The sequence below is a fragment of the Enterococcus sp. C102(2024) genome (assembly GCF_040888205.1).
GTDB lineage: Bacteria > Bacillota > Bacilli > Lactobacillales > Enterococcaceae > Enterococcus > Enterococcus faecalis.
On the sequence record NZ_JBFOHH010000004.1, the window covers coordinates 123,650 to 147,717 of the forward strand.

Annotated in this window: 27 protein-coding genes; 5 read left to right on the forward strand and 22 right to left on the reverse strand. The window is 36.5% G+C overall.

All coding sequences use genetic code 11. The annotated features are described in order from the left end of the window. Positions 1-307: 307 nt before the first annotated feature. Positions 308-1,795, forward strand: coding sequence for a helix-turn-helix domain-containing protein (locus AB3I34_RS09665; RefSeq protein ID WP_010711885.1), 1,488 nt, complete (start codon positions 308-310; stop codon positions 1,793-1,795). Beyond that, on the forward strand, positions 1,789-3,273 hold the full coding sequence (locus AB3I34_RS09670) for a helix-turn-helix domain-containing protein (protein WP_010711884.1): 1,485 nt from the start codon (positions 1,789-1,791) through the stop codon (positions 3,271-3,273). Before AB3I34_RS09665 ends, AB3I34_RS09670 begins: the two co-directional genes overlap by 7 nt. A gap of 457 nt (positions 3,274-3,730) precedes the next feature. On the opposite strand, the gene AB3I34_RS09675 is transcribed toward AB3I34_RS09670, so the two are convergent. From AB3I34_RS09675 to AB3I34_RS09750, 16 genes are all read right to left on the reverse strand, one after another. Next, positions 3,731-3,910, reverse strand: a complete 180-nt coding sequence (locus AB3I34_RS09675) for a hypothetical protein (protein WP_002381345.1) — start codon at positions 3,908-3,910, stop codon at positions 3,731-3,733. A gap of 20 nt (positions 3,911-3,930) precedes the next feature. Next, a complete protein-coding gene (locus tag AB3I34_RS09680; RefSeq protein WP_002356101.1) occupies positions 3,931-5,166 on the reverse strand; it encodes an MFS transporter in 1,236 nt (411 codons plus the stop codon). A gap of 236 nt (positions 5,167-5,402) precedes the next feature. Then, positions 5,403-5,669, reverse strand: coding sequence for a hypothetical protein (locus AB3I34_RS09685; RefSeq protein ID WP_025189271.1), 267 nt, complete (start codon positions 5,667-5,669; stop codon positions 5,403-5,405). Between the two features lie 9 nt (positions 5,670-5,678). Next, positions 5,679-5,984 carry a hypothetical protein gene (locus tag AB3I34_RS09690; protein WP_010711882.1) on the reverse strand — a complete coding sequence of 102 codons (306 nt, stop codon included), beginning with the start codon at positions 5,982-5,984 and terminating at the stop codon, positions 5,679-5,681. Next, complete coding sequence (locus tag AB3I34_RS09695) at positions 5,981-7,372, reverse strand: DUF2974 domain-containing protein (RefSeq protein WP_025189270.1); 1,392 nt, start codon at positions 7,370-7,372, stop codon at positions 5,981-5,983. Before AB3I34_RS09695 ends, AB3I34_RS09690 begins: the two co-directional genes overlap by 4 nt. Before the next feature lie 33 nt (positions 7,373-7,405). After that, a complete protein-coding gene (locus tag AB3I34_RS09700; RefSeq protein ID WP_010816883.1) occupies positions 7,406-7,921 on the reverse strand; it encodes a hypothetical protein in 516 nt (171 codons plus the stop codon). 39 nt (positions 7,922-7,960) lie between these two features. Next, positions 7,961-8,476 (reverse strand): hypothetical protein, encoded by a 516-nt coding sequence (locus AB3I34_RS09705; protein WP_025189269.1) that lies wholly within the window; start codon positions 8,474-8,476, stop codon positions 7,961-7,963. A 39-nt stretch (positions 8,477-8,515) separates the two neighbouring features. Further along, a complete protein-coding gene (locus AB3I34_RS09710; protein WP_075582765.1) occupies positions 8,516-9,031 on the reverse strand; it encodes a hypothetical protein in 516 nt (171 codons plus the stop codon). 39 nt (positions 9,032-9,070) lie between these two features. Further along, positions 9,071-9,586, reverse strand: a complete 516-nt coding sequence (locus AB3I34_RS09715; RefSeq protein ID WP_010711877.1) for a hypothetical protein — start codon at positions 9,584-9,586, stop codon at positions 9,071-9,073. A 39-nt stretch (positions 9,587-9,625) separates the two neighbouring features. After that, entirely contained in the window at positions 9,626-10,141 is a 516-nt protein-coding gene (locus tag AB3I34_RS09720) for a hypothetical protein (protein ID WP_010711876.1), read from the reverse strand. A 164-nt stretch (positions 10,142-10,305) separates the two neighbouring features. Then, positions 10,306-10,548: a GlsB/YeaQ/YmgE family stress response membrane protein gene (locus AB3I34_RS09725; RefSeq protein ID WP_002356092.1), complete on the reverse strand. Its 243-nt coding sequence runs from the start codon at positions 10,546-10,548 to the stop codon at positions 10,306-10,308. 23 nt (positions 10,549-10,571) lie between these two features. Continuing rightward, on the reverse strand, positions 10,572-11,132 hold the full coding sequence (locus tag AB3I34_RS09730) for an Asp23/Gls24 family envelope stress response protein (protein WP_002368605.1): 561 nt from the start codon (positions 11,130-11,132) through the stop codon (positions 10,572-10,574). A gap of 58 nt (positions 11,133-11,190) precedes the next feature. Continuing rightward, entirely contained in the window at positions 11,191-11,703 is a 513-nt protein-coding gene (locus tag AB3I34_RS09735; RefSeq protein WP_002383483.1) for an Asp23/Gls24 family envelope stress response protein, read from the reverse strand. 12 nt (positions 11,704-11,715) lie between these two features. Continuing rightward, complete coding sequence (locus tag AB3I34_RS09740; protein ID WP_002356087.1) at positions 11,716-11,907, reverse strand: DUF2273 domain-containing protein; 192 nt, start codon at positions 11,905-11,907, stop codon at positions 11,716-11,718. Positions 11,908-11,919: 12 nt separating this feature from the next. Then, positions 11,920-12,492 carry an alkaline shock response membrane anchor protein AmaP gene (gene amaP / locus AB3I34_RS09745; RefSeq protein WP_002381343.1) on the reverse strand — a complete coding sequence of 191 codons (573 nt, stop codon included), beginning with the start codon at positions 12,490-12,492 and terminating at the stop codon, positions 11,920-11,922. Positions 12,493-12,504: 12 nt separating this feature from the next. Then, the gene (locus AB3I34_RS09750; protein ID WP_002356084.1) at positions 12,505-13,398 is read right to left on the reverse strand and encodes an SDR family oxidoreductase; all 894 of its coding nucleotides are present in this window, start codon (positions 13,396-13,398) and stop codon (positions 12,505-12,507) included. A gap of 273 nt (positions 13,399-13,671) precedes the next feature. On the opposite strand from AB3I34_RS09750, the gene AB3I34_RS09755 reads away from it, so the two are divergent. Continuing rightward, positions 13,672-14,325, forward strand: coding sequence for a Crp/Fnr family transcriptional regulator (locus AB3I34_RS09755; protein WP_002356081.1), 654 nt, complete (start codon positions 13,672-13,674; stop codon positions 14,323-14,325). Between the two features lie 41 nt (positions 14,326-14,366). On the opposite strand, the gene AB3I34_RS09760 is transcribed toward AB3I34_RS09755, so the two are convergent. The 5 genes from AB3I34_RS09760 to ruvA all read right to left on the reverse strand — a co-directional run bounded on the left by AB3I34_RS09760 (position 14,367) and on the right by ruvA (position 20,829). Continuing rightward, positions 14,367-15,284 carry a helix-turn-helix transcriptional regulator gene (locus tag AB3I34_RS09760; RefSeq protein WP_002376329.1) on the reverse strand — a complete coding sequence of 306 codons (918 nt, stop codon included), beginning with the start codon at positions 15,282-15,284 and terminating at the stop codon, positions 14,367-14,369. 544 nt (positions 15,285-15,828) lie between these two features. Beyond that, entirely contained in the window at positions 15,829-18,168 is a 2,340-nt protein-coding gene (gene ygjK / locus AB3I34_RS09765) for an alpha-glucosidase (RefSeq protein ID WP_002386404.1), read from the reverse strand. Positions 18,169-18,345: 177 nt separating this feature from the next. Further along, complete coding sequence (locus AB3I34_RS09770; RefSeq protein ID WP_002364575.1) at positions 18,346-19,044, reverse strand: N-acetylmannosamine-6-phosphate 2-epimerase; 699 nt, start codon at positions 19,042-19,044, stop codon at positions 18,346-18,348. A gap of 141 nt (positions 19,045-19,185) precedes the next feature. Then, entirely contained in the window at positions 19,186-20,202 is a 1,017-nt protein-coding gene (ruvB, locus tag AB3I34_RS09775) for a Holliday junction branch migration DNA helicase RuvB (protein ID WP_002381340.1), read from the reverse strand. A 12-nt stretch (positions 20,203-20,214) separates the two neighbouring features. Beyond that, complete coding sequence (ruvA, locus tag AB3I34_RS09780) at positions 20,215-20,829, reverse strand: Holliday junction branch migration protein RuvA (RefSeq protein WP_002359241.1); 615 nt, start codon at positions 20,827-20,829, stop codon at positions 20,215-20,217. Between the two features lie 218 nt (positions 20,830-21,047). Between ruvA and AB3I34_RS09785 the strand changes: the two genes are divergently transcribed. Then, entirely contained in the window at positions 21,048-22,034 is a 987-nt protein-coding gene (locus tag AB3I34_RS09785) for an LLM class flavin-dependent oxidoreductase (protein WP_002376325.1), read from the forward strand. 14 nt (positions 22,035-22,048) lie between these two features. Next, a complete protein-coding gene (locus AB3I34_RS09790) occupies positions 22,049-22,273 on the forward strand; it encodes a DUF896 domain-containing protein (RefSeq protein ID WP_002356070.1) in 225 nt (74 codons plus the stop codon). Positions 22,274-22,319: 46 nt separating this feature from the next. Here AB3I34_RS09790 and AB3I34_RS09795 read toward each other — a convergent pair whose 3' ends face one another. Continuing rightward, a complete protein-coding gene (locus AB3I34_RS09795) occupies positions 22,320-23,999 on the reverse strand; it encodes a peptide ABC transporter substrate-binding protein (RefSeq protein ID WP_002361487.1) in 1,680 nt (559 codons plus the stop codon). Positions 24,000-24,068: the final 69 nt, after the last annotated feature.

A 24,068-nucleotide genomic window follows, 5' to 3' on the forward strand; every position in this document is an offset into this window, starting at 1 on the left:
AGACAAAAAAGCCTGTTTGTATAAGCTATTTAAGCTAAAAAATCAACAGATTGAAATTATCATTTTTGTTATTTAAATGTTTTATATAAACCATTTGTTTTTCTTAATAATTTTTTGCTCTATCATTTTTTATCCGCATTTTCTTCTATTTAACACATTTAGTTCTTCTTGATTTTTAAGAATAGATACAGTAGCATAAGAACAACTAGTTCTTTCATTGGCAATTGTCAATGTCGCTTAGAAAAGAATGCTCTATCTGTATTATCTGAAAAATCAAACAAGCGTAACCAATAGAAAGGTGGTTATTATGCATAACTTATTAACCAAACAGGAAATTCAGTTACTTTCCCTAATTGAATACTTGTATGACAGTAAAGAAAAAGTCCCCATGCAAGTACTCCGGCGAAAATATGAATTTTCCCATTACAATATCAACAATTTATTGAATCAATTAACTTTATTAATTTCTCGAGTCAATACACATGAAAATGTACATATTCGCATTATTAATAATCAACAGTCCATAGAATTAGTCGCCGATGAAAATATCCCGATTGAGTTAATGAAAGAAGCCGTAGTCCGCGGGTCATTAACCTATATGTTAGCCTTAGATTTACTTTTAAAACGCTACACTTCAGCCAAAGATTTTTGTGAAGAGCATTTCATTAACTTTTCTATCTTTAAACAAGTCAGTGACCGTTTAAACAATTATCTAGCTAGATTTAATTGTTATTTAAATTTAAAAAGGCGAGAAAAAATTTGTGGCAAAGAGAAAGATTTTCGTAGTTTCTTTTACTCCTTATTTTTCATTTCAGGAACTTCTCTCGTTCCTTTTTTATCTAAAACCAATCAAGCGCAATTGCAGAATTTTATTGAAATCATCAAAAACCGTTATCCTTACTTTACATATACCGATTTACGCAAATTAAAATTAATTATGTCCATAGGTTTACTCCGTTACCAATCTGATTTTACAATCAGCGATTATCCTGAAATTGCTACGATCAATTTAGCCTTTCCTTATTCAGAATTTCAATTATTAGTGAATGATTGTTTTATTAATGAACAAAAAGAACCCGACACATGGCGGGCTGAAATTCGTTTCTACTATGATTTTTTCAGTACATTAACGATGTATTCACTTGAACAAATAGAAACGGTCAACTTTGCCAACTTAGCGATTATGGGCATGGATGAAAGTCCACATGTCACCTGGATTTTTGAAAAATGTACGCAATTACAGTTGGATTTAAGCGCAATAGAAGTTGTCTTTTTGTTGGTTAATTTATCCAATGCCAGTGAACGACTAATTCATTTTCCTGTGGAAGAGGAATTAAGCTATGAGGTTGCTAACGTCTCTTTGTATGAAAAGCAATATCCAAACGTTTCGCGAACAACCAACTACTTCTTAAAGCGTTTGCCTTTTGACAAAGAGCACCCACTAGATGCATTATTTAAAGAAACCATTTTTTTAATTATTCGGAGTGTTTTATTAAACAAACAAATTCCGGTTAAAATTTTGCTTCATTCATCTATTAATCAGATACAAGAAAATTGGTTAGCAAAGGAAATCAATAATTATTGTGATGTTCCTTTGAAATTCGTCAATCATATTCAAGAAGTGCCTGACCTAGTCATTACTGACAAAAATAATCCGCTTTTTCACGCCAGTAAAACTTTTTATTGGCATCCCGTTCCTTATCTAGACGAATACTATAACCTAAAACAAGTAGTTCGCAAAATTTATTTTGCTAAATTACGTGGGGAAAACAGTTTGGAGGGAATCGGATGTTAACAGGATTACTTGATGTACCTTATCGTAAAAGTTTTGCTCTTTTAGAAGAGTTACTCGAACGTCGTGAAGCAGAAGAGCAAACATTGGCGATTTCTACTTTAGCCACTCAATTAAAAATGCAACAAAATACCATTCTACAATCCGTGGCTTTGCTCCAAACAGAAATTGAAAAGAACGGCTGGGAGAACTTATTTTCTTTGTCGGCAAACGCCAAAGAAATCACATTTTGGTTTGCACCCTATTTCCAACTATCGTTCTTGATGCCTTACTTTGTCAAAAAAAGTTTCGCATATCAAGTGTTGACCTACGCCTTTAATCATAATGCAATTGATAGCAAACATTTTGAAAAAGTCCTAGAAATTTCTTCGTCAACCTTTACACGAAAAATTGGTCAACTAAATCAATGGCTTCAAAAATATCAAATTGAAATCAATTTAAAACGTACCAATGTGTTGGTGGGCAAAGAAAAAGACATCCGAATTTTCTTTATGATGCTTTTTTGGAACAATTATTCTGAAGGAGACTGGCCGTTGCACACGATCACTAAAAAAGAAGTCCATAGTCTCTTTCGACGTTTAAAACATTCTGTTTCCTTCAATACAACACAAGATTTTACAAAAGACTTGATTTTTTCTGCGGTGATTTTAGCGCGTTGGAAAGAGGGCTTTTTTATCAAAGAAACTTTTGTAGAGGAAGAAGCGATTGTTAATCCCTTTGTTAATCTGAGTGAATTTGAATTATTTTTTAAAGAAGAAGCTTTACACCAAGTTCCAACAAAATTTATACAAAAAGAAGGGCTTTTTGCCTTTTTCTTATTAACGATTAGTGTCAGTTACGCCACACAAGAGGTCTTGGAAATTCCAGCAGCTCGGATGCATATGGTCCAGCTGTTAGGCTCGCCCATTAAAGAGATTATTTATCAACTGACGTCTTTTTATCAAATTAAATTGACATTTCACGAGTATCTTTATCTATATACTTCTATCCAAAATTTAAGTGTCTTTTTTAAGACCTTTGTTACGATTGCCAATCCATTTGTGCAAGAAAGCTTTTTAAAAGAAGCACTTCAAAAAAATCCGAGTCTCTACAAAGATGTGAAGCGACTTACAATTGAAATGCTTCCAACATTGATGGGCAATGAAAAATTGTTAGTTGACTGCTTGTTCATTCTTTTTTGTACACTGAAAACGAAATCTTTACCACCGATTCGTGTCTTAGTACGGACCAACCAAAGTAACTTAATTTTAGATACCCTTTATGAAAAGCTAAGTAAAGCCGTGGATAAAAAATTAATTTTTGTCGCTTCACCAGAAAAGCCTTTCGATGTAATTATTACAAATATCTTTTCAGAAATTAGTGTCAAATCAACGATTCCTACTTATTATGTTGATTTTTCCGCTAGCATTGGTGAACTAGCGCAGAGCTTAGAAAATTTAAATACACAAATTGTCACCAAACAAAGTCCACGCCACTTTTAAAAGTTTTCACGTGAAACATTTTAAGTGATAAAAATAAGCAAGAGGAGGTCGGGACAGAAGTGTTTAGCTCCGAGAACCAAGTAGGTACTGTTCAACATCTATTTGCTTTGCAAATAGTGTTTCTCAGCAATAAGAAGGAATTTCCGAAAATTGTCATAAAACACAACGAGGTACGAGTTGATGTTGCATGATACCTACCTGGTGTTCTTTAATTTTTGGAGAATTTCGGCTTATTTCCGAAGGAGTTGCTTCTGTTCCCGCCGTTTATCAGTTTTTGAGCATGGAGCAAAAATCCAAAGTGATTTTTGTCCCACGCTCTTCTTGCTTATTTTCTTTAAATTACAAAAAACGTCAAAAGGTAGCAGAAAAACTGCTACCTTTTGACGTTACGAAAATTTTTCAATGTTCCACTCTAATGATAACGAAGCGTGGAACGTTCATTTACTAACTACTCATTTTACATGACGTTGTTATTTTCTGTCACCAATTCTAGCTCTTGCAAGTAATGATCCAAAGTCGCGTGATGTTGATCGACATCGGCTAACTCTGTTTCAATTTTAGCTAAACGCGTGTTCATGCGTTGAATTTCCGTCAGTGTTTGTTGTAAAACGTTTAAAATCCGTTCATCGTTAGGCATTGAAATCACTCCTTGTCCATTTATAGTTCTGAGCCGTGTTCAATCTCTTCAATCGTTTCAAGAGACAAATCTTTGGCATCATTTTTAGCTTTGTGGAAGACCATATATAAAATGGTACAAACGATTGGGATACAGCCTGCTAAGAAGTACATTTGTTGGAATGACATAAAGTTACGTAATTCACCTAAAACGTACGGACCAACGCCTAATCCAAGGTCTAAACCGATGAAATAAGTCGATAAAGCAATCCCGATACGGTGAGGACTTGGGCTTTCTTGAAGACAAACCGCTTGGCCATTTGACATGAAGGTACCATAACCTAAGCCAATTAACCCACCTGAGACTAATAACATCCAACCAGACGTAGTCATACTTAATAAGAACAAGCCTAGTGTTAAGAAAATGTAGCTCGGATACATGACGTAGCGTTCCCCTTTGACATCGAAAATCCGACCTGTCGATGGACGTGTTAAGGTAATCACGACTGCATAGACGATAAAGAAGAAGGTGCTGACATCAACTAAATCGATTACTTTGACATAAGAAGATAAGAAAGATAAGACACTTGAATAAGCAAGACCCATTAAAAAGGCGATAAATGTAATAAATAAAACTTTCTTTTCAACAAAACTATCAAAGTTCCATTTAGATAAAGCTTCACGATGTTCAGGTGTTAACTCAATATTTTTCACTGGGAAAATGAAGCAAGCAATGGTTGTTAACAAAATTAAAATAATTGAAAAGTTAATAATGACATGGAAGTTGGAAACATTTAACAATAACATCCCAATAAATGGCCCAATGCCGGCTGCTAAACTAGTACTCAACCCATAATAATTGATCCCTTCCCCTTTTTTATTTTTAGGGATATAGGCGGTAACAATTGCGTTGGTCGCTGTCGAAACGGTTCCGTAACCAAACCCATTTAAAAAACGGACCAGATAAAGAATGCCCATACTTGGCATATACATATACGCAACAGTCGTTAAAAGATAAAACAAAGCCCCATAACGTAAGACTTGTTTGCGCCCAATCAGTTCAAGGAGTTTTCCCATGAAAAGTCGTGCAAGCAATGTCCCGATGATGTAAATTCCTGAGGCCAAACCCGCTTGACCTAAAGTAGCATGTAAGCTATCTTGCGCAATCACCGCAATAATAACCATTAATAAATAATAAACAAGATAGACAATGAAATTAATCACTGTAATACTGATAAAGCCTTTATTCAAAAGCTTTGTTGGTGTTTGTTCTGTCATAATTCTTTGAATTCCTCTCTCTTTTGTTCTGTTTATTTTGTGTTGCTATTTTTCAATAAAAGACCGCTATCCCCTCACTTTGATGACTTATCAAAAAATTTTCTGAAATTCATTTGCAGTTATTACTATACGAGATATCCGTTACAAAAAAATGTAAATTTGTGAATGATAAACGTTATCTACAAATAACTTCAACAAATGTTGTTGATTTTTGTTGAAGAAAGAGTTCACATCTATTACAAACTGTCTATAGTTTGACTCTGTATGTCTAAGACATCGGTTACTTTTTGGCCAAATTGTCCTTGGATCGACTTTTCTAAGCCAGTATTTGCATTTTCTATTGAGCGTTTGGCTTGTGCTAAAGCATTTTTTTCCCTTCGCTTGCTTTTCTGTACTTTTTTACTCTGTTGTTGTAACAGCGATAAACCGAGAGACTGCGCTGTTACTTTTTGCAGATTCTTTTGGTATTCTTTCCATAATTTCTCCAATAACTCCATGAACATCCTCCTTCGTTAACTTTCCCGCTGTGCATTTAATTTTCTATACGTTATTTCTAACTCTTCCCTCTGACGGTAAAGTTTTCTCTTAGCATGACTTACTTCTTCTGAAAAGTCATATTCTAATCGGCCAAGCGCTTGTCTCGCTTGTTGTAGTGGTTGCTGATTTTCGGCAATCATTCGAATAGCAGACTGAATGTTATAATAGGTTTCTTCAGCGAGTTGGTGGCTTTTTCTCTGATAAGAAGCTAAGAGCATTTCTTGCTCATCTAACTCCCGCAATTGTCTGCGGCATCTTTCTAGCTCATCGGCTGTCGTCATGTTAAGGCTCCTTTCAGTTGGTTCGCTAATTCTTGATCTCTCTGAACCAATTCATTTATTTTAGCGGTAATTTGTTGGGTTAATTGAACAAATGAAGTTCTAATACGATTGATTTTGCTGAATTTTTTCTGGAAATATTCCAGATCTTGGTCAACCATCGTTTGTTTCGTACATTGGACTTGATCCATCGCCTCTCTCATTTCTGCATACGAAAGTTCTGGTGTATGTCGTTGAATGAGTTGCAATCCGTTTTCCCAATCTTCTTGTAATTCTTGCATCACTTTTTTGTAAATATGTAGGCACTCTTCCATCGCTACATCAAATTGTGATGCGGCGACTTTAACAACCGCTAAGGCTTGACTATCTTCTAAATAAATCCGTTCATTACTAGATAATCCGCCACCGCTCGCCGTTAAAGAAACACGTAATTCATTCAACTGATTAAATTGTTTCAGTTGTTCTTGAAGCCATTTGTTTTCTTTTTTTAAACGGTTGATTTCTGCCAATGTCTCAGGATTCGTGCCGTCGTAAGTCTCCAGCCCACGGATTCTATTTTTATTTTCTAAAATCTGCTGCGCCAGGATGGTTTGCTCGATTGCGACGCCACCATGCCCATCTGAATAGACAGCAATGTCGCCCCATTTATCAATATAATTTCCGTCATCATCAGTTTTAAACATATCCAAATCATGGCCGAACGTCTTTTTAACCCAGCCGACAATTACGCCACTATAATTATCAACTCCAAAACTATAAAAAGGAATTTTCCCTTGTCCACCTGTTACAAAACTGCTGGTGACCGCATCTGAAGTATCATAGAAATTAATAATTTGACCTTTGTAGTTTTTAATTTGTTCGTCTGTCAATCCTGAACCAGCCGCACCATACGTGATGGCATTGTAGCCTTTCAAAACCGCAACGTAAATTGCTTCGGCACCACCAAGAGAATGACCTGTCGTGTTAATTGTATAGCCAGCTTCAGGAGAATATTGGCGCTCAATCTGACTGGCATATGTTAAAGCAGATTGGAACGCTCCAGCTTGGTGTTTGTCATTAAAGCCAATTTCTCGAAAATTGGTTTTCCAATCTTGCCATGATTTGGTACCAGCGTAGACAATGGTGAGATTTTGGTTGATTACGGATTGGGGATAGCCTGGTACTTCCTTTAATTGATTGTCCTTTAAATGTTTATACTGATTTTTAATTTCTGCAACCGTCATAGCCTGCATACTGTTATTTCTAGGTTCACGTTCGTATCCAAGGGTATCTTTATCGGTATCGATGGTGTCCAGTACTAAATATTTATCTTCAACTACCGTTTTATCAGAAACAACTTGTTCCCTTTCAACTTTATAGACTTCTTTAGACAACTTATTAAAATCATCCAATTTCTTACCCATTTTCTTTTCTGTCATTTCTACTTATTCAACTCCTTTATTAGTGTAGATAATATTTTCTTCTGGCATTTTTTCTGTACTACTATTTTCTTTTCTTTCCAAAACGTAATTATTTATCGTGTTGCCTGTGTTAAAACTATAGCGAAATTTTCCTGTTTCTGCTGAGATAGTACCTAATATTGTATAGTCTGGATAAACATCATTGATAATAAATTCGACATCCAAACTATTCATTGGTCCCACTGTAAAACTTGTAAATTCTATTTTGTTGATATCGGAGTATTCTTTTAGTTTTTCAAGCTTGTCAAAAAACTCTTGTTCTGTCAGGGAACCTTTACCTCTATTAAATTCTTTAAAAATTTTCTCTTCTTCTTTTTCGTTCACTGTATATAACCGATAGTTATTATACAAATAGTTCGCTAAGTCTGTTTGGATTTCGTGTAATTCTGCTTTTTCTTTTTCGTTCATATACATTGCTCCTCCAATTCCTATGATTAAGATAATGAGTATTCCAACTAACCATTGCTTCCTATGTCTCACTGATTCACCTCCTTGTTCTTTATGTACGATAGTTATCCATTACTTTATCCCTCCTTCATAATACATAATTAAATTTTCCGGAATCGTTAATTCTGTCGGTTTATCTTTTTGTTCAATATAATAGGGACCTCTACCTGTACTATTCGTTATTCGATAGATAAATTTCTTGGTTTCTGACGATATTGTGTCTAAACTGACCTCTTCTTCATAAACATCGTTGATGGTAAAATAAACTTTCAACGTGTTTACTAGGCCTATTGAAAAACTTGTAAATTCTACTTTTTTAATATCGCTGTATTCTTTTAATTCATCTGATTTTTTTAGAAATTCTTCCGTAGTTAAACTACCTTCCCCTCTGTTGTATTCCTTATTTAGCTGTTCATCCTTTGCTTCATCTACTGTGTAAAGTCTGTAGTTATTATACAAATAGTTCGCTAAATCTGTTTGGATTTCGTGTAGTTTCGCTTTTTCTTGTTCGTCCATATACCATTTCCCTCCAATTCCTATGATTAAAATAATGAGTATTCCAACTAACCATTGCTTCCTATGTTTCACTGATTCACCTCCTTGTTCTTTATGTACGATAGTTATCCATTACTTTATCCCTCCTTCATAATAAATAATTTTATTCTTGGGCATTGTTACAGAAGTTGGCTGTTCTTTTTCTTCTAAAACATAATTATTTCTCGTATTTCCTGGATCCAAACTATAGCGAAATTTTCCTGTTTCTGCTGAGATAGTACTTAATGTTGTATTATCTTCATACACATCGTTAATAATAAATTCGACCTCTAAACCTTTCATTGGTCCTATTGAAAAACTTGTAAATTCTATTTTGGTAATGTCGGAGTATTCTCTTAACGCACTTAATTTATTAAAATACTCCTCTTCTGAAATACTTCCTTTTCCCTTATTAAACTCTTGATAAATCTCTTCGACTTTTTTTTGATTTCTCGTATAAATCCGATAGTTATTATACAAATAGTTCGCTAAGTCTGTTTGGATTTCGTGTAGTTTTGCTTTTTCTTGTTCGTCCATGTACCATTTCCCTCCAATTCCTATGATTAAAATAATGAGTAATCCGATTAACCATTGCTTCCTATGTTTCACTGATTCACCTCCTTGTTCTTTATGTACGATAGTTATCCATTACTTTATCCCTCCTTCATCATACACAATTAAGTCTTCTGGCATTCTTTCCTTTGTAGGTTTATCTTTTTTTTCAATGTAATAGGGACCTTTGCCTGTACCATTTGTTATGCTATAAATGAACTTTTCAGTTTCTGCTGATATCGTGTCTAAATCCACTTCTTCTTCATACACGTCGTTGATGGTAAAATAACCTTTTAATGTATTCATTGGTCCTACTATAAAACTAGTAAATTCTACTTTTTTAATATCGGAGTATTTGGCAATTTCATCTAATTTATTTGAATACTCTCGATAACTCAATTCTCCATTTCCCTTATTATATTTCTTCTCTAATTGTGCTCTTTCTTGCTCATCAAATGTATAAATTCGATAGTTATTATACAAATAGTTCGCTAAATCTGTTTGGATTTCGTGTAGTTTTGCTTTTTCTTGTTCATCCATGTACCATTTTCCTCCAATTCCTATGATTAAGATAATGATTAAACTGATTAACCATTGCTTCCTATGTCTCACTTGTTCACCTCCTTGTTCTTTATGTACGATAATTGCCCACTACTTTATTCCTCCTTCATAATAAATAATTTTATTCTTTAGCACTGTTACAGAAGTTGGCTGTTCTTTTCTTTCCAAAACATAATTATTTATCGTGTTGCCTGTGTTAAAACTATAGCGAAATTTTCCTGTTTCTGCTGAGATAGTACCTAATATTGTATAATCTGGATAAACATCATTGATAATAAATTCGACATCCAAACTATTCATTGGTCCCACTGAAAAACTTGTAAATTCTATTTTGTTGATATCAGAGTATTCTCTAATACTTTTCATTTTTTGTAGATACTCTTTTTCTGTTATTGAACCATTTCCTCGATTATATTTTTTCTTTATTTCTTCCGATTTTTCTTTATTTTTTGTATAAATCCGATAGTTATTATACAAATAGTTCGCTAAGTCTGTTTGAATTTCGTGTAGTTTCGCTTTTTCTTGTTTGTCCATATACCATTTTCCGCCAATTCCTATGATTAAAATAATGAGTAGTCCGATTAACCATTGTTTCCTATGTTTCACTGATGCACCTCCTTTTTGCCACGCAACGACTTTTTAATTAAATTTTAACAAAACCGCCTATCAAAGGAAAGTTATATTTAATCTAATTCTAATAAACTGAATGATATTAAAGAATATAAAAAAAGAGTTTGGACAATCGCCCAAACTCTTCTGAAAAATCTTCTCTATTTTCGTCCTAAAATCCATGAAACGATGGCAACTAAAATCACTGCCCCGATAATCGATGGCACAATAGCCATCCCAGCTAAGCTTGGTCCCCATGTGCCTAAAATGGCTTGACCAATTGTTGAACCAACTAACCCTGCAATGATATTGGCAATAATGCCCATCGATGATCCTTTTTTAGTAATTGCTCCAGCGATTGCCCCAATGACACCGCCGACAATTAATGCCCAAATAAAGCCCATGATTGTTTCCTCCCTTTAACTGTTTATTCTACACGTGGTTCCATATTTTCTTTGACTTGTTCTGTTCCTTTATTCACAGCTTTTTTTGCTTTTTCTGTTTGTTCAGAAGCAAATTCACCGGTACTTTTGGCAGCGCCTGTGACTTTATCTTGAACCGTTTCGCTATCTTCTTCGTATTCTTCTTTTGATTTGATATCAACTACGTTAACATTCACTTCAATCACATCTAAGTGGGTCATTTTTTTCACTTCACGGCTGATTAATTCTTTCATTTTTTCGTAAATGTCTTGAATATCTTTGCCGTATTCTACTACGATATCCATATCAACAGCGACTTGTTTTTTACCAACTTCGGTATCAATACCAGCTGTGACGTTATCTGTGTTTACTAATTTTTCAGCAATATTTGAGAAAAAGCCGCCATCGACTGTTAATAGACCATCGACATTTTCTAAGGCTAAACCGATAATTTTTTGAACGACTTTATCTTCAAATGTTAATTCACCTTTGATTGCATGATCATCTGGTGTGTGTGGTCCGTTTCCTGCTGGTTTTGGTACATTATTGAATTTTTCGTTACTCATGGTTCATTCCTCCTAGTTTCTTCTATTATTGCTTTATTTTTAATAAAATAATAACCAATTATTGAACACGAGGTGCCGTGTTTTCTTTGACTTTTGTCTTGCCTTTAGTTACCGCATGTTTGGCTTTGTTGGTTTGTTTTGACATAAAACTACCTGTCGCTTCAGCGGCGTTGCCAAGTTTATCTTGGACTGTTTCACTTTCTTCTTGGTACTCTGCTTGTGTTTTGATATCTACTACGTTGACATTGACTTCGATTACTTCCAAGTGAGTCATTTGTTGGACTTCGCGAGTAATAACCTCTTTCATTTGATCATAAATGGTCTCGATATCTTTCCCGTATTCGGCTACAATGTCCATATCCACTGCGACTTGTTTTTTGCCGACCTCGGTGTGAATGCCTGTTGTAACATCTTCACTGTTAATCATTTTATCTCGTAAATTCGAGAAAAAACCACCGTCCACAGTTAACAAACCGTCGACTTCTTCCAAAGCAATGCCAATAATTTTTTGGATTACTTTATCCTCAAACGTCAACTCACCTTTAACAATCGATACATTTGCATTTTCCATAGCCAAAACCTCCTATTTATGATGAAAATAATTTTTGACAATGCCTGTCTGTTCCAAATACAAACCTAGCCAAATACCTAGTCCTGTCAGGAGTACTACTAACAATGTTTTAAAGAAGCCGATTGACAGAAACAAGATTGCAAAAACCAAGCCGACTAGGCCACCAATTAACGGAACGGCATATTGTTTTATCCATTCAACCATTGTACATCCCTCCTACTCCACACGTGCTTGTGTTTGCTGTTGTTGTGGTCGTTTCATTGATTGAATATCTTCAAAATGAACATCAATCGTAATCTTGTGACCAGTTCCCACCAAACGAGCAAGCCGTTCTTCCATTGTTTTTGACCAAGCTTCTGTTTGTCCAATTAAATCTGCCGTTCGTTTCAGTGTGCCTTTGACATTGACCTTAATGCGCCGTTTTGTCGCCTTTACACGAATGGTTGGTGCTTCCAGAAAGTCGCTGTCTTGCAAGCTAGAGCGTACAAATCCTTCGATGGCTTTACGGTGTAACACTAACTTTCCTTGCTCTTCTTTTAATTCAAACGTGCCTTTTCTTCTTGGGAATAAAAGAATGAATAAAAATAGAAAGAGCATAATTCCTAGTAAAACCAGCGCTACCCAAAAGATTGCTTGACGTGCGTACTCGTTGTCTTGCAAGAACCATTGGACATTATCTGGTGGTTGCCAAGCTGTATCGGCTGACCAAGTGGTGATGGCCACCGCACCAAATAATGCCATTAAAATCAGTGAACCTAGAAGCAAAAGTATTTTAACAACTTTATTCACGGAACATCCCTCCTAAAGATTAATTGCTTCTCCACCAGTTACGCCATAAACTTGAGCCGTAACATAACTTGCATCATTGGACGCCAAGAAAACATAAACAGGGGCTAATTCAGCAGGCTGACCCGCACGTTCCAGTAAAGAATGTTGCCCAAATTCTGGCAACTCTTCAATTGGTTGTCCATGATCTAACTGTAACGGTGTCCAGATTGGTCCTGGAGCCACGCCATTTACCCGAATGCCTTTTGGTGCCAGTTGTTTTGCTAAACCAACGGTAAAGTTGGCAATTGATGCCTTCGTTGCTGCATAATCCAACAAATGCTCACTGGGATTAAAGGCTTGGACGGAAGTCGTTGTCACAATACTACTTCCGGCAGGCAAGTGAGGCACTGCTGCTTTGACAATGCCAAACATCGCAATAATATTGACATGGAAAGTGTCTATCACTTGTTCCATTGGCAATTCTTCAATAGCGGCACAGGAAATTTGTTGGGCTGCATTTAAAACGAGGGTATCCAAGCCGCCTAATGCTTCATGAGCTTGTGCAACCAATTTTTCAGGTGCCTGTTTATCTCTTAAATCTGCTGGCAAAAGAACAACTTTTCGGCCAGCTTCTCGTATATAGTGCGCCACTTCTTCGGCGTCTTTTTCTTCACCTGGGAAAAAATGTAAGGCGATATCTGCGCCTTCGCGAGCAAAAGCAATCGCCGCCGCTCGTCCAATCCCAGAATCACCGCCTGTAATTAATACCCGACGATTTTCTAATTTGTGATTTCCGACATAGCTGTCTTCCCCACAATCTGGTTTAGGGACCATTTTGTCCTGTAATGCGGGAGTTTCTTGATCTTGTTGCGGAAATCCATCACTATAAAATAACTTTCTTGGGTCTTTTAAGTTTGGTTCTGTCATTAAATCTCCTCCCTTTCTACTATTACCTTAATACAATTTTTTCTTTTTGAAAAATATTTGAGCACATAAAATAAAAAAAATATTTTTAATACTCATTAAGCGAAATTTTTGGCAAAATTATCTAAAAGCTGATTTTATTTTTCAAAATAGCGTTTAATTGACCTTTTTTATCAACATTTGTTATTGACATATGATGTCCAATTCGCTTAAATAAGAAAGAAGCCCAACAGGCAAAAACAAAAATATTTAGAGATAATTGAGGAGTTACCGCCAATGAGAAATGTTTTACAAGACTACTTAGATGAACATTCCTTTCGAGTCGTTGTAAAAAAGAAGAAAAATTATTTAACTTATGAAGGACTGCAAGATCGTTATGCCTATATTTTAAAAAGTGGCATCATCAAAACTAGCGTTATTTCCAAAGACGGTCGTGAATTTAATTTACGTTATATCAACAATTTGGAAATTGTTTCATTGCTACGTGATGAATATTCAGAATTTATTGATGCACCTTTTAATATTCGCATCGAATCTCCACAAGCAGAACTTTACCAAATCGACCGTGTTCAATTTTGGCGGGATATCAATAATAGTAAAGACTTGCAAATGTATGTCAAAGAATACTATCGGGACCGTTTAATGCATTCCATGAAAAAGATGCAGCAAATGTTGATGAATGGCAAATTTGGGGCCGTTTGTACACAAATCTATGAAATGTACGATTCATTTGGCGTAGAAACAGAGGAAGGTATTTTAATTGATTTCGTGGTGACCAATGAAGAAATTGCGCATTTTTGTGGGATAACTTCTGCTAGTAGCGTTAACCGGATGATGCAGCAACTAAAAGAGTTAGGGGCAATTGAACTACGTAACCGCAAAATTTTGATTAAAGATTTAGATATGATTAGAGATAACATTATTGTTTAACATCAGCACCCCCGCAAGTTTGACCTTGCGGGGGTTGCTTTTTATTTTTCAGTGACAATATTCACAGGAAATTGTCCATAATCTAAATTAAATGTCCGGCCAGCCGTCAGCTGAAGCATTTCTTTTTTCATGCCTTCCGCCAAACGTGCATCCCCAAAACTTTCAATCATATCAATAACGGTGATTACTTCTTTATAATATCTCATTTTGCCAGTGTACAGATAATACGTAAGATTTTTTAAATAACGTAAGTTAAAATGAATATAGTAGATTTCGGCAGGAATCGTGGTAACACTCATTAGCGCTAAATACTCCCGGGCTTTCGCATAATTTTTCTTATAAAGTTGCGCTGTAATGATATTTAGGTAAAAACCATAGGCGACATTTAATGTTTGGGTATCACGTAATTCAGCATCTTTGACAGGAAACATCTGCTCAAGAATCTGAAGGACTTCGTTTTCAGAAAATAACGCCCCTGTATTAGTCACCATTTGATAATCGTAATATGTATAGTAGCTTTTGCTAGAGATAAGTGCGAGAATTGCCATTCGATCAGTTTCATCAAATTCTGGAATTTCCTCCCAATCATTACTGAAAGTTAGCTTAATATCTGTATAAATAGACATCTCTACTGCGTTTTTGTGGGGATTGCGCTCTAATTGATAAAAGTAATGAATCAGGTTCTTTTTTTCACTTGTATTGTTCACTCCCATTTGACAACATTCAATTTGATGCATAATTTTAGATGAAGCCGTACTTCTTGTTTCAGAGACCATATGAAAAAATTCATTAAAGGTAATCCCCAGTGACTGTAATGCTGTCATTAAATCCTCGTAACTTAGCTTGGCTTCACCAATTTCGATTCTTCGATAGGTTTGTTTCCCTTTTTTTGGTAAAACATCTTTCTGAGCAATTTTTTTCTTTTTTCTAAAATACTTTAATGCCTCTAACACATCCATAATATGCTCCTTTCTATTAATAAGTTAATATTAAGTATTATTTTTTTATTAACTAAAATATAACATTTTATAAAAAATTATTTTTACGAACTTTAATATTACCAAATAATCAAATAATATATTTGTTTGAATTATTTTTTTTGCACATTATAATTGTTAGACGTCAACAAATTAAAAAAAACTTTTCTAATTCGTTCTTGAAGAAACTAAGATATCTGTCTTATAATGAAATTCAACATAACTTAGAGCAGGAGGTGTCGCAATGTTTGGTTTCAATATTAGTTTATTTCTTATTACTCGGTTCCGTTAAACCCACTCTTCACTAACCATTGTACAATCAATTCCATTTAATATCTATTTCATTTTTATTAAATAACATTTTTAATAAAAGTACATATCGTTTATTTTTAGATATTTTATTTAATTATTTGAAATATATTTATTTAAACAAATAAATTACATTTAATTAAATCAGAGGGAAACAGATTGTAGCAAGTGAAGAAAAAAATAGCTCTTGAGAGATATTTTCTCAAGAGCTGTTTTTCTATTTTATTTCAAAAGCGGTTTGCGTTGTGGGATTATTACTTAATAAGGTGTTTTTATACAGTAAATAGTATGCTGCCGCTGACCAACTAAAGTTTTTCGTACTTAGGCCCTTCCCTGTTAGTGGATCATAATTTTCATGAATAGGTCCTTCTCCCATCAATCCTTCGGCATGTAAGAAGAGTTTTTGTGTCATTTCTTTTGCTTCTTTTGTATAGTCATAGTTTTGAAGAGCTTCTACACCAAACAAGGCTTGATCAAGCCAAACTGGTCCCCGCCAATATTTCGTTGCAGCAAATTTTTCATTGTCTTTGGATGCCGTTGGGAATGGCATAAAGGTATTGAACATTTCTTGATTCATCATGTTTTTCTTAACTGCCGCCGCCTGTTCTTTGGTCGCTACTTTTGCCCAGAGCGGCAACCAGCCTTCTGTTCCTTTGCCACGATTGACTAACAATTTTGTTTTCGAGCCGTCTTCATTTATTTGTAAGTCATAGAAGAAGCCTGTTTTTTCATCAAACATATTTTCTTGAATATATTTTTTTAGTTTCTTCGCTTCTTTTTGATAGTTCTTATAGTCCTCTTTTTTGCCTAGTTCTTCTGCTATCGAAGCTAAATAGCCCTTTTCAGCGTAGAGATACGCATTCAAATCCACTGATTCTTGATTAATCGAATACCCCACTACTTTTCCTTTATTTTTGTTTTCAAAAACTTTAACTCCCACGTCGCCTTTGCCCACACCTTCTTTGTCAAACCGTGTAGCGTTATCCATGCCACTTTCCCACGCGGCTGCTTCAATAACAGCATCATCATCCACTTTAGGTTGGCCATTTTTATCTTTAATGATTTGATCCTTGTCGTCTTTTTGCCAGTGAGCATCACTGACCATGCTTCCATATTCTGCTATCCCATTTTTATTGTGGTCTCTGTTGGTATACCACCAATTATGATAAGCCACAAGTTTGGGATACATTTCTTTTAAAAATTCCTTATCTTTGGTTTCTTGATAAATATGCCAAACTGCCCATGCAGCCAATGGTGGTTTAGAATTTCGTTCATTCCAGTTGCCACCTTCACCACCACGCGCACTGTCTTGATTGTAAAAGACAGCATCAATGATCGCTCCTGCATCTTGTGGACGTACGGTATCATCTTTTTGAATTTGATAATCAAACAAGGCCCGCATATTATTTTTAGCTAACTCAGGATTAAAATCAGCCGTTGCTACATCCGCTTTCCACGAATCCCAAGCCCACATACCAATAAACCATTTATAAGACATGGACGGAACAATCCCGTCATGCTTAAAGGCACCTGCCGCACTTCGCCAATTGGTATTAATCGTTTCAATCGATTTGACTAGCGCATTTTGATATTCAGGAAATTCTGCTGTTTTCTTTTGATCAAACGTTTTATCTAGATATCCTTGCCATCTTTGCTTATTCTCTTTGAAATAGCGCGCCGCATTTTTGGTGTATTCGGGTGCTTGTTGTTGTTCCTTTGCCTCTTCTTCTTTTGTAAAAGTATAGCTTTCTGTCGTATAGGTGTTGTACGTTTGTTTAGGCTTCAATTCAATTGGTTCAGCGGTTGCTGTATAATTCCGATTATCAATTTTTGTTGAAACTTTATCCGCATGATGAATCGTATATTTTGTGTCTTTCGTAGCAAAATAATTCCACGTTTCTCTGACTTCGCCAAAATTCACTTGAATGTCATTGTCTTTAGCAGTTAAACGAGTGCCAATATCTAAGGTTTCCGTTCCCTCTTGAATTTTGTCAAAGACCGCACCTGTCCAGCTTGCTTCAAGTGACAAGGGCTCTTCACCAGTGTTTTCAAGTGTCGTTTGGATAAGCGCCGTTCGATTGCTGACAAAAATTAAAGCTAAATGAATCGTTAGATCGTCTAATTCATAGGTTTGCTCTAGGCGCCCAGGATAATAAGACAGGTCCATGCGGTTGCTTTGGCTTAAATCATAGGTTTCTCCCGTTTTTTTATTTTTGACCGTTAATTTGTTTAAACTTGCCGCCAAGTTTACTGGATATTCTTCCGCAATAATCAATGGCCCCGCAAAACCACCCAGTAGCTCTTTATTGCTTTTTTCAGGTAAATAGTAGCCATGCCATGCACCTAAATCAGAAAAATTATTAAAATAATTGGTATCGTATACGCCATTCGTCCGTTCGGTTGGTGATGCACTCACATCTAAAACATTTGCAAATTCATCAACTTTTGTTCTTTCAACACTTGCTTGCACTTCCCCGCTTAACGCAAAACAGCTGACTACGGTGATTCCTAACGCTAACCAAGTAGACACCCGTTTCTTTTTTGATAAACCCTTCATAAAACCCCTCCTATAAAATGATAGCGCTTTATACACTGATTTATTATCAGCAAGGACTATGCCAAATGGAGTGTATCCCTTTTTATTATTGAAAGATTCAACTTTCTCTAGAAAAAAAGCGACCGTATCGAAGTGTATTGATCAAAAAATAACGAGTGTATCGATAGTGTATTTAGTTTATGCTTGATTCTGTTTTATTTTCGTAGCTTCCACAAATTTTTCAGTAATTTTTTGCGGTCGTGTAATAACAGATCCCACCACCACGCTATAAGCACCTAGCTCCAGAACACGTTGGACTTTTGCTGGCGTATCAATCATTCCTTCTGCAATGATTGGTGTAGTAAAATGCTTCTTTGCTTCTCTTAACAGTTCAAAATCATTTTGTTCAATCCGCTGATTTTCACTTTGCGGCGTATAGCCGACTAACGTTGTGCCAATATAATCAAAACCTAACTCCGCCGCTTCAATCATCTCTTCCAGCGTGGAACAATCTGCCATCCATTCTTGGTTAGGATACTTTTCTTTTATTCTTTTGAAAAATGTGGCTAACGTTTCGCCATTTGGTCGTTTTGAATGGGTTGCATCGAGAGCGATAATTTCTGGCTGAACAGCCATTAATTCATCTATCTCACGCATAGTTGCGGTAATATATACTTCTGCGTCAGGATAATCTCGTTTAATAATCCCAATGATTGGTAAATCAACCTCTTTCCGGATTGCTCGAATGTCTACCACAGAATTTGCTCGAATACCTTTAGCCCCTCCTTGTTTAGCGGCCAAAGCCATCTTGGACATGATAAAAGAACTATGCAACGGTTCGTCTGCCAACGCTTGGCAAGAAACAATTAATGCCCCTTTGATTTCTTTATTCAACATTGATCCCTCCAATTTAAAAGCGATTACAAACACAGTATAACTACAACAGCTGAAATATGCCACTCTTCTAAATAAGAACAAACGTTTCACGTGAAACAAAAGAAAGCAAGCGGTTAAGGCTTGCTTTCTTTTGACTTATTTTTAATTTTTACGACCCTCTAAATAATCATACCCAAAATGTGCATACGCAAATGGCGTTGCAATTCGTCCTCGCGGTGTTCGTTTAATGAAACCTTTTTGAATAAGATAGGGTTCATACATATCTTCCACCGTTTCGGTTTCTTCACCGATGTTTACAGACAAGGTACTTAAACCAACCGGACCGCCGCCGTATAAATCAATCATTGTTTTCAACAATTTTTGATCGACATAGTCCAAGCCTTGATGGTCCACTTGCAGTAAGGTTAACGCTTTGTCTGCAATCGCTCGGTCGATTTTGCCATCTGATTGGACTTGGGCAAAATCACGGACACGTTTTAACAAACGGTTAGCAATTCGGGGGGTTCCTCTTGAGCGGCGCGCAATTTCAAAGGCACCTTCCTCAAAAATCTCCGTTTGAAAAATATCCGCGGAACGGAGAACGATTTCTTTTAAATCCTGCTCTTGATAATACTCCATGTGAGAAATAATCCCAAAACGATCTCGTAATGGTGCTGAAAGCATCCCTGCCCGTGTGGTAGCGCCCACTAAAGTAAAAGGCGGTAATGGAAAATGAACGGGATGTGCCGTGGTTCCTTGACCAACCATGATATCAATGTAAAAATCTTCCATTGCGGAATACAGCATTTCTTCCACAACTCGCGGCAAACGATGAATTTCATCGATAAATAACACATCACCAGGCTCTAATTCGTTCAAAATAGCGACTAAATCTCCCGCCCGTTCGATGGCTGGTCCACTTGTGGTACGAATGTTCACATTCATTTCATTGGCGATGACCATCGCCATTGTCGTTTTCCCTAAACCTGGCGGACCATAAAGAAGGGTATGATCCAACGCTTCATTCCGATTTTTCGCCGCTTCAATATAAATCGTTAGTTCTTGTTTTACTTTGTCTTGACCAATATATTGTGCTAAAAATTGTGGACGTAACGATTTTTCAATTGAAGCTTCTGCTTCTTGACTTGCAGCTGAAAGCAACCGTTCTTCTTCTGTCATCGTTATTCCTCCTTAGCGTTTCATCATGAATTTTAACGCATTGCTCAAATAAACATCTGTCGTTGTCTCACCTAACGCTTCCAATTGCTTAGTGATACGCTTAATCTCTCGGTCACTGTAGCCTAGGGCACTTAATGCTTCTAACGCTTCTGCCAATGCTTGATTGCTTGTTGTCACCGCTTCGGTTGCGGTCATGGCCGCCACCGCTGCTTCGGAAGACTCTAATTCGCCTAGTTTTCCTTTTAAATCTAAAATCATTTGTTGGGCTGTTTTCTTGCCAACACCTGGGAACTTCGTTAAATATGTAACATCTTCCCCTTCAATTGCATTGATTAAACCACCATGATCAGCCACAGAAGCCATGATAGCTAAACCACTTTTAGGGCCAATTCCAGAGACACTGATTAATTTTAAGAACAATTGTTTTTCTTCTAAACTGCCAAAACCAAATAAAAGTTGTGCATCTTCCCGCACGACTTGGTGAAGATATAGTTTAATGTCCGTATCCATTTTTCCTGAATAGCGATACGGGTTATCGACTGAAATCTGATAGCCAATGCCATTTGTTTCAACGACAATATAGTATGGGCTAACAAACGTTACTTTTCCAATAATATATTCGTACATGTTGTCACCTTTCCAATTGCTGATTGCGTACATATGTTCCATTTTAACACAAAGCATCAAAAAGCCATAGCGGAGAATTTTTTATCATCGACCTTGGCTACATCTATTTGTTACTTTTCACTCACTAGGGAATTAAAAAGTGCGTACTGTTTTTTTTGACATGCTTGCGTAATAATAGCGGTAGCTTCAAAAAAATAACCAAAAAGGAGACTACATACATGAAATTAAGTATCTTAGATCAATTAACGGTTCCTAAAAATCAATCAGCAAGCGACACATTACAAGAAGCCAAAGAGCTCGCTCAATTAGCGGAAAAACTTGGCTACACAAGAATTTGGTATGCCGAACATCACGGTTCAGATGCCTTTGCCAGTGCAACGCCAGAAATTTTAGTTGCACATATTGCTAGTGCCACCGACAAAATTCGTGTTGGCGCGGGTGGCATCATGACCATGCATTATGCGCCATTTAAAGTCGCAGAAACGTTTAAAACGTTAGCAGCTTTATATCCTGATCGAATCGATTTAGGCATGGGCCGCTCGCCTGGCGGCAGCCCTTTAACTACGTTGGCGTTAAATAATGGTCAGCCACCGCAGCTAGACCAATTTGATAAATTACCTGAAATTTTACTCTTTTTAAGAGAGGAATTTCCTGAAGATCATTTATATTCTAAAATTTCAGCTGTTCCGCGGGAAGTTCTATTACCACAACCTTGGTTACTAGGTGCTAGTAAAGAAAGCGCACGTTCAGCTGGTGAATATGGCATTAATTTTTCCTTTGCGCAGTTTATTCATGGACATTTGCCCAAAGAAGTATTGTCAGCATATTACAAGCATTTCCGACCAGTAACTGAACAACAAGAGCCGCAAGTGAGCGCTGCGTATTTCACTTTCGCCGCCGACACGAAAGAAGAAGCAGAATACCATGCGGCTAGTTTTGAGCATTATATCTTTGCCACCGAACATGGGCTTCCAAATAAATTTTTATCGCCAGAAGAAGCCCTAGCTTTCCCTTACAGTGAAATGGACAAACTGGTTTTAGAACAAAATAAACAACGCTTTGTCATTGGCAGTAGCCAAGAAGTTGCGGAGTTTTTCCACCAACAAGAAGAACTAGGGTTGACAGAAGCAATGCTAATCACCCCAGGTTATGACAAACAAACGCGCTTTCAATCGTTTGAACGCCTAGCAAAAGAATTATTATAGAAAGGAAATGAGAAATGTTAGAGGTTTTAAAAAGAATTAATACGCTTGCACAAAAAGAGCGTGAACAAGGTTTAACATCTGAAGAACAAGCTCTTCGTGTCGATTTGCGACAAGAATATTTGCGGACCATTCGTGAACAATTCAATAAAACATTAATGGGCGTCACTATTTATGATCCTACTGGTGAAGATGTGACCCCAGAAAAATTAAAAGAAGAACAGCAGAAATATTTTGATTAAAAGAGACACAGAACAGTCGATTTGACTATTCTGTGTCTCTTTTTAACTACTCTTCTGTTACATATGTCCACTTATAATCATATTGTGCGCCAGCACCATGGGCAACGACGCCTTTCACTTCTTTACTGCGTAGATGGGCAGTCGCCTTTTGATAAAGTGGTGCTAAAGCGGTCTCTTCACCAATCAATAACTTCTCAGCCTTAACCATGTCTTCCCAACGTTTTTCAGGATCTGAAGCATCTCTTGTAGCTGAAGCCTCAATCAACTCATCGTAGGCTTTACTTGAAAAACGCCCGCGATTATAGTTATTACCAGTAACAAAAAGGTCTAAGAAACTACTTGGATCTGCGTAATCCGCAGCCCAACCACCTAAGATTGTCTCAAAATCGCCGCGACTACCTCGATCAATTCGAACTGAAAACGGCACTGGGCTCACTGTTACATCAATGCCCTCTAAAGTATCCTTTAACGTACCTTGAATATATTCCGCTAACTTTTTCGTAGAATCGACATCATCGGCAACAATATCCATTTTGAGTGTTGTTATGCCCAATTCTTTCTTCGCTTTTGCCCAATATTCTTTTGCTTTTTCTGGGCTATATTCAACAATTTTTTTATTTTCATCAGCAAAATCTTTGTCATCTGTCGGCGAATACGACATCCCTTCTGGAATTAAGCCGGTAGCGACTACTGAGCCGTCGCCTAAAATTTTATCTACTAATGCGTTGCGATCAATCGCTGCTGAAATTGCTTTGCGTAAATTCACATTATTATACGGTGAATTTTTATCTCGCTGATTAAATTCCAAATAGCTGGTTCGTGCTTCTTTTTCGATAACCAATTCTGGATCCTTCGCCATTTGCTGGGCCAATTCGCCACTTAAAATAACATCGTCTGCCTGGCCATCTTGGAATAAGTTCAAGGCAGTTGGCGCCTCCTTGACAACATCAAAATTGATTTTATCTAATTTGACATTGTCTTTATCCCAATAGTTTTCATTTTTTTCCAAAGTCCAATTGGTATCTGAGCCAGCCCCTTCAAAGTTAGCTAAGACAAACGGACCATTATAGACTGCTTTTTCACTGGAAGCAGCGTAATCTTTGCCATATTTCTCTACGGTTGCTTGATGTTGCGGGAAAAATAGTGGAAAGGCCAGTAAATAATCAAAATATGGTGTTGGTTTTGCCAGTTTAATTTCTAGCTCGTAATCTCCGTTTGCTTTAATGCCTAATTCAGAGACTGGTTTCTTACCAGCTACAATATCTGCGCCGTTTTCAATCATTTCTAGAAAATAAGCATACTCAGCGCCAGTCTGAGGATCTGCTGTACGTTGCCAACTAAAAACATAATCGGCAGCTGTGACAGGATCACCATTGGACCATTTTGCTTCTTCTCTTAGTTTCACTGTGTACGTCAAACCATCATCACTGACTTGCACTTTTTCTTTAGCCCCTGCTGGTTGCGGCTTGCTTTTATCATCTAAACGATAAATTCCTTCATACGCATTATTCAGTGCCGTAAAACTAATTGTATCTGTTCCTAAAGATAAATCTGCAGAAGGCATTTCTTGTTGAACTACTACTTTAAATTCTTGTTTAGCGGCGGTTTTCTCTGATCCGCCTTTTGCTTTTTCGGCGCCAGCTCCCCCATCACCACCACAAGCAGCTAAAACTAACAGCGTTGTTAAACTTAACCCGATAAGTCCTTTTATACGTTTACTTTTCATGCCTTTCTCCCTTCACAGAAAAAACTCTTCATTTTTTAATTTTTAGAATATTCTTATAATACTAAAATT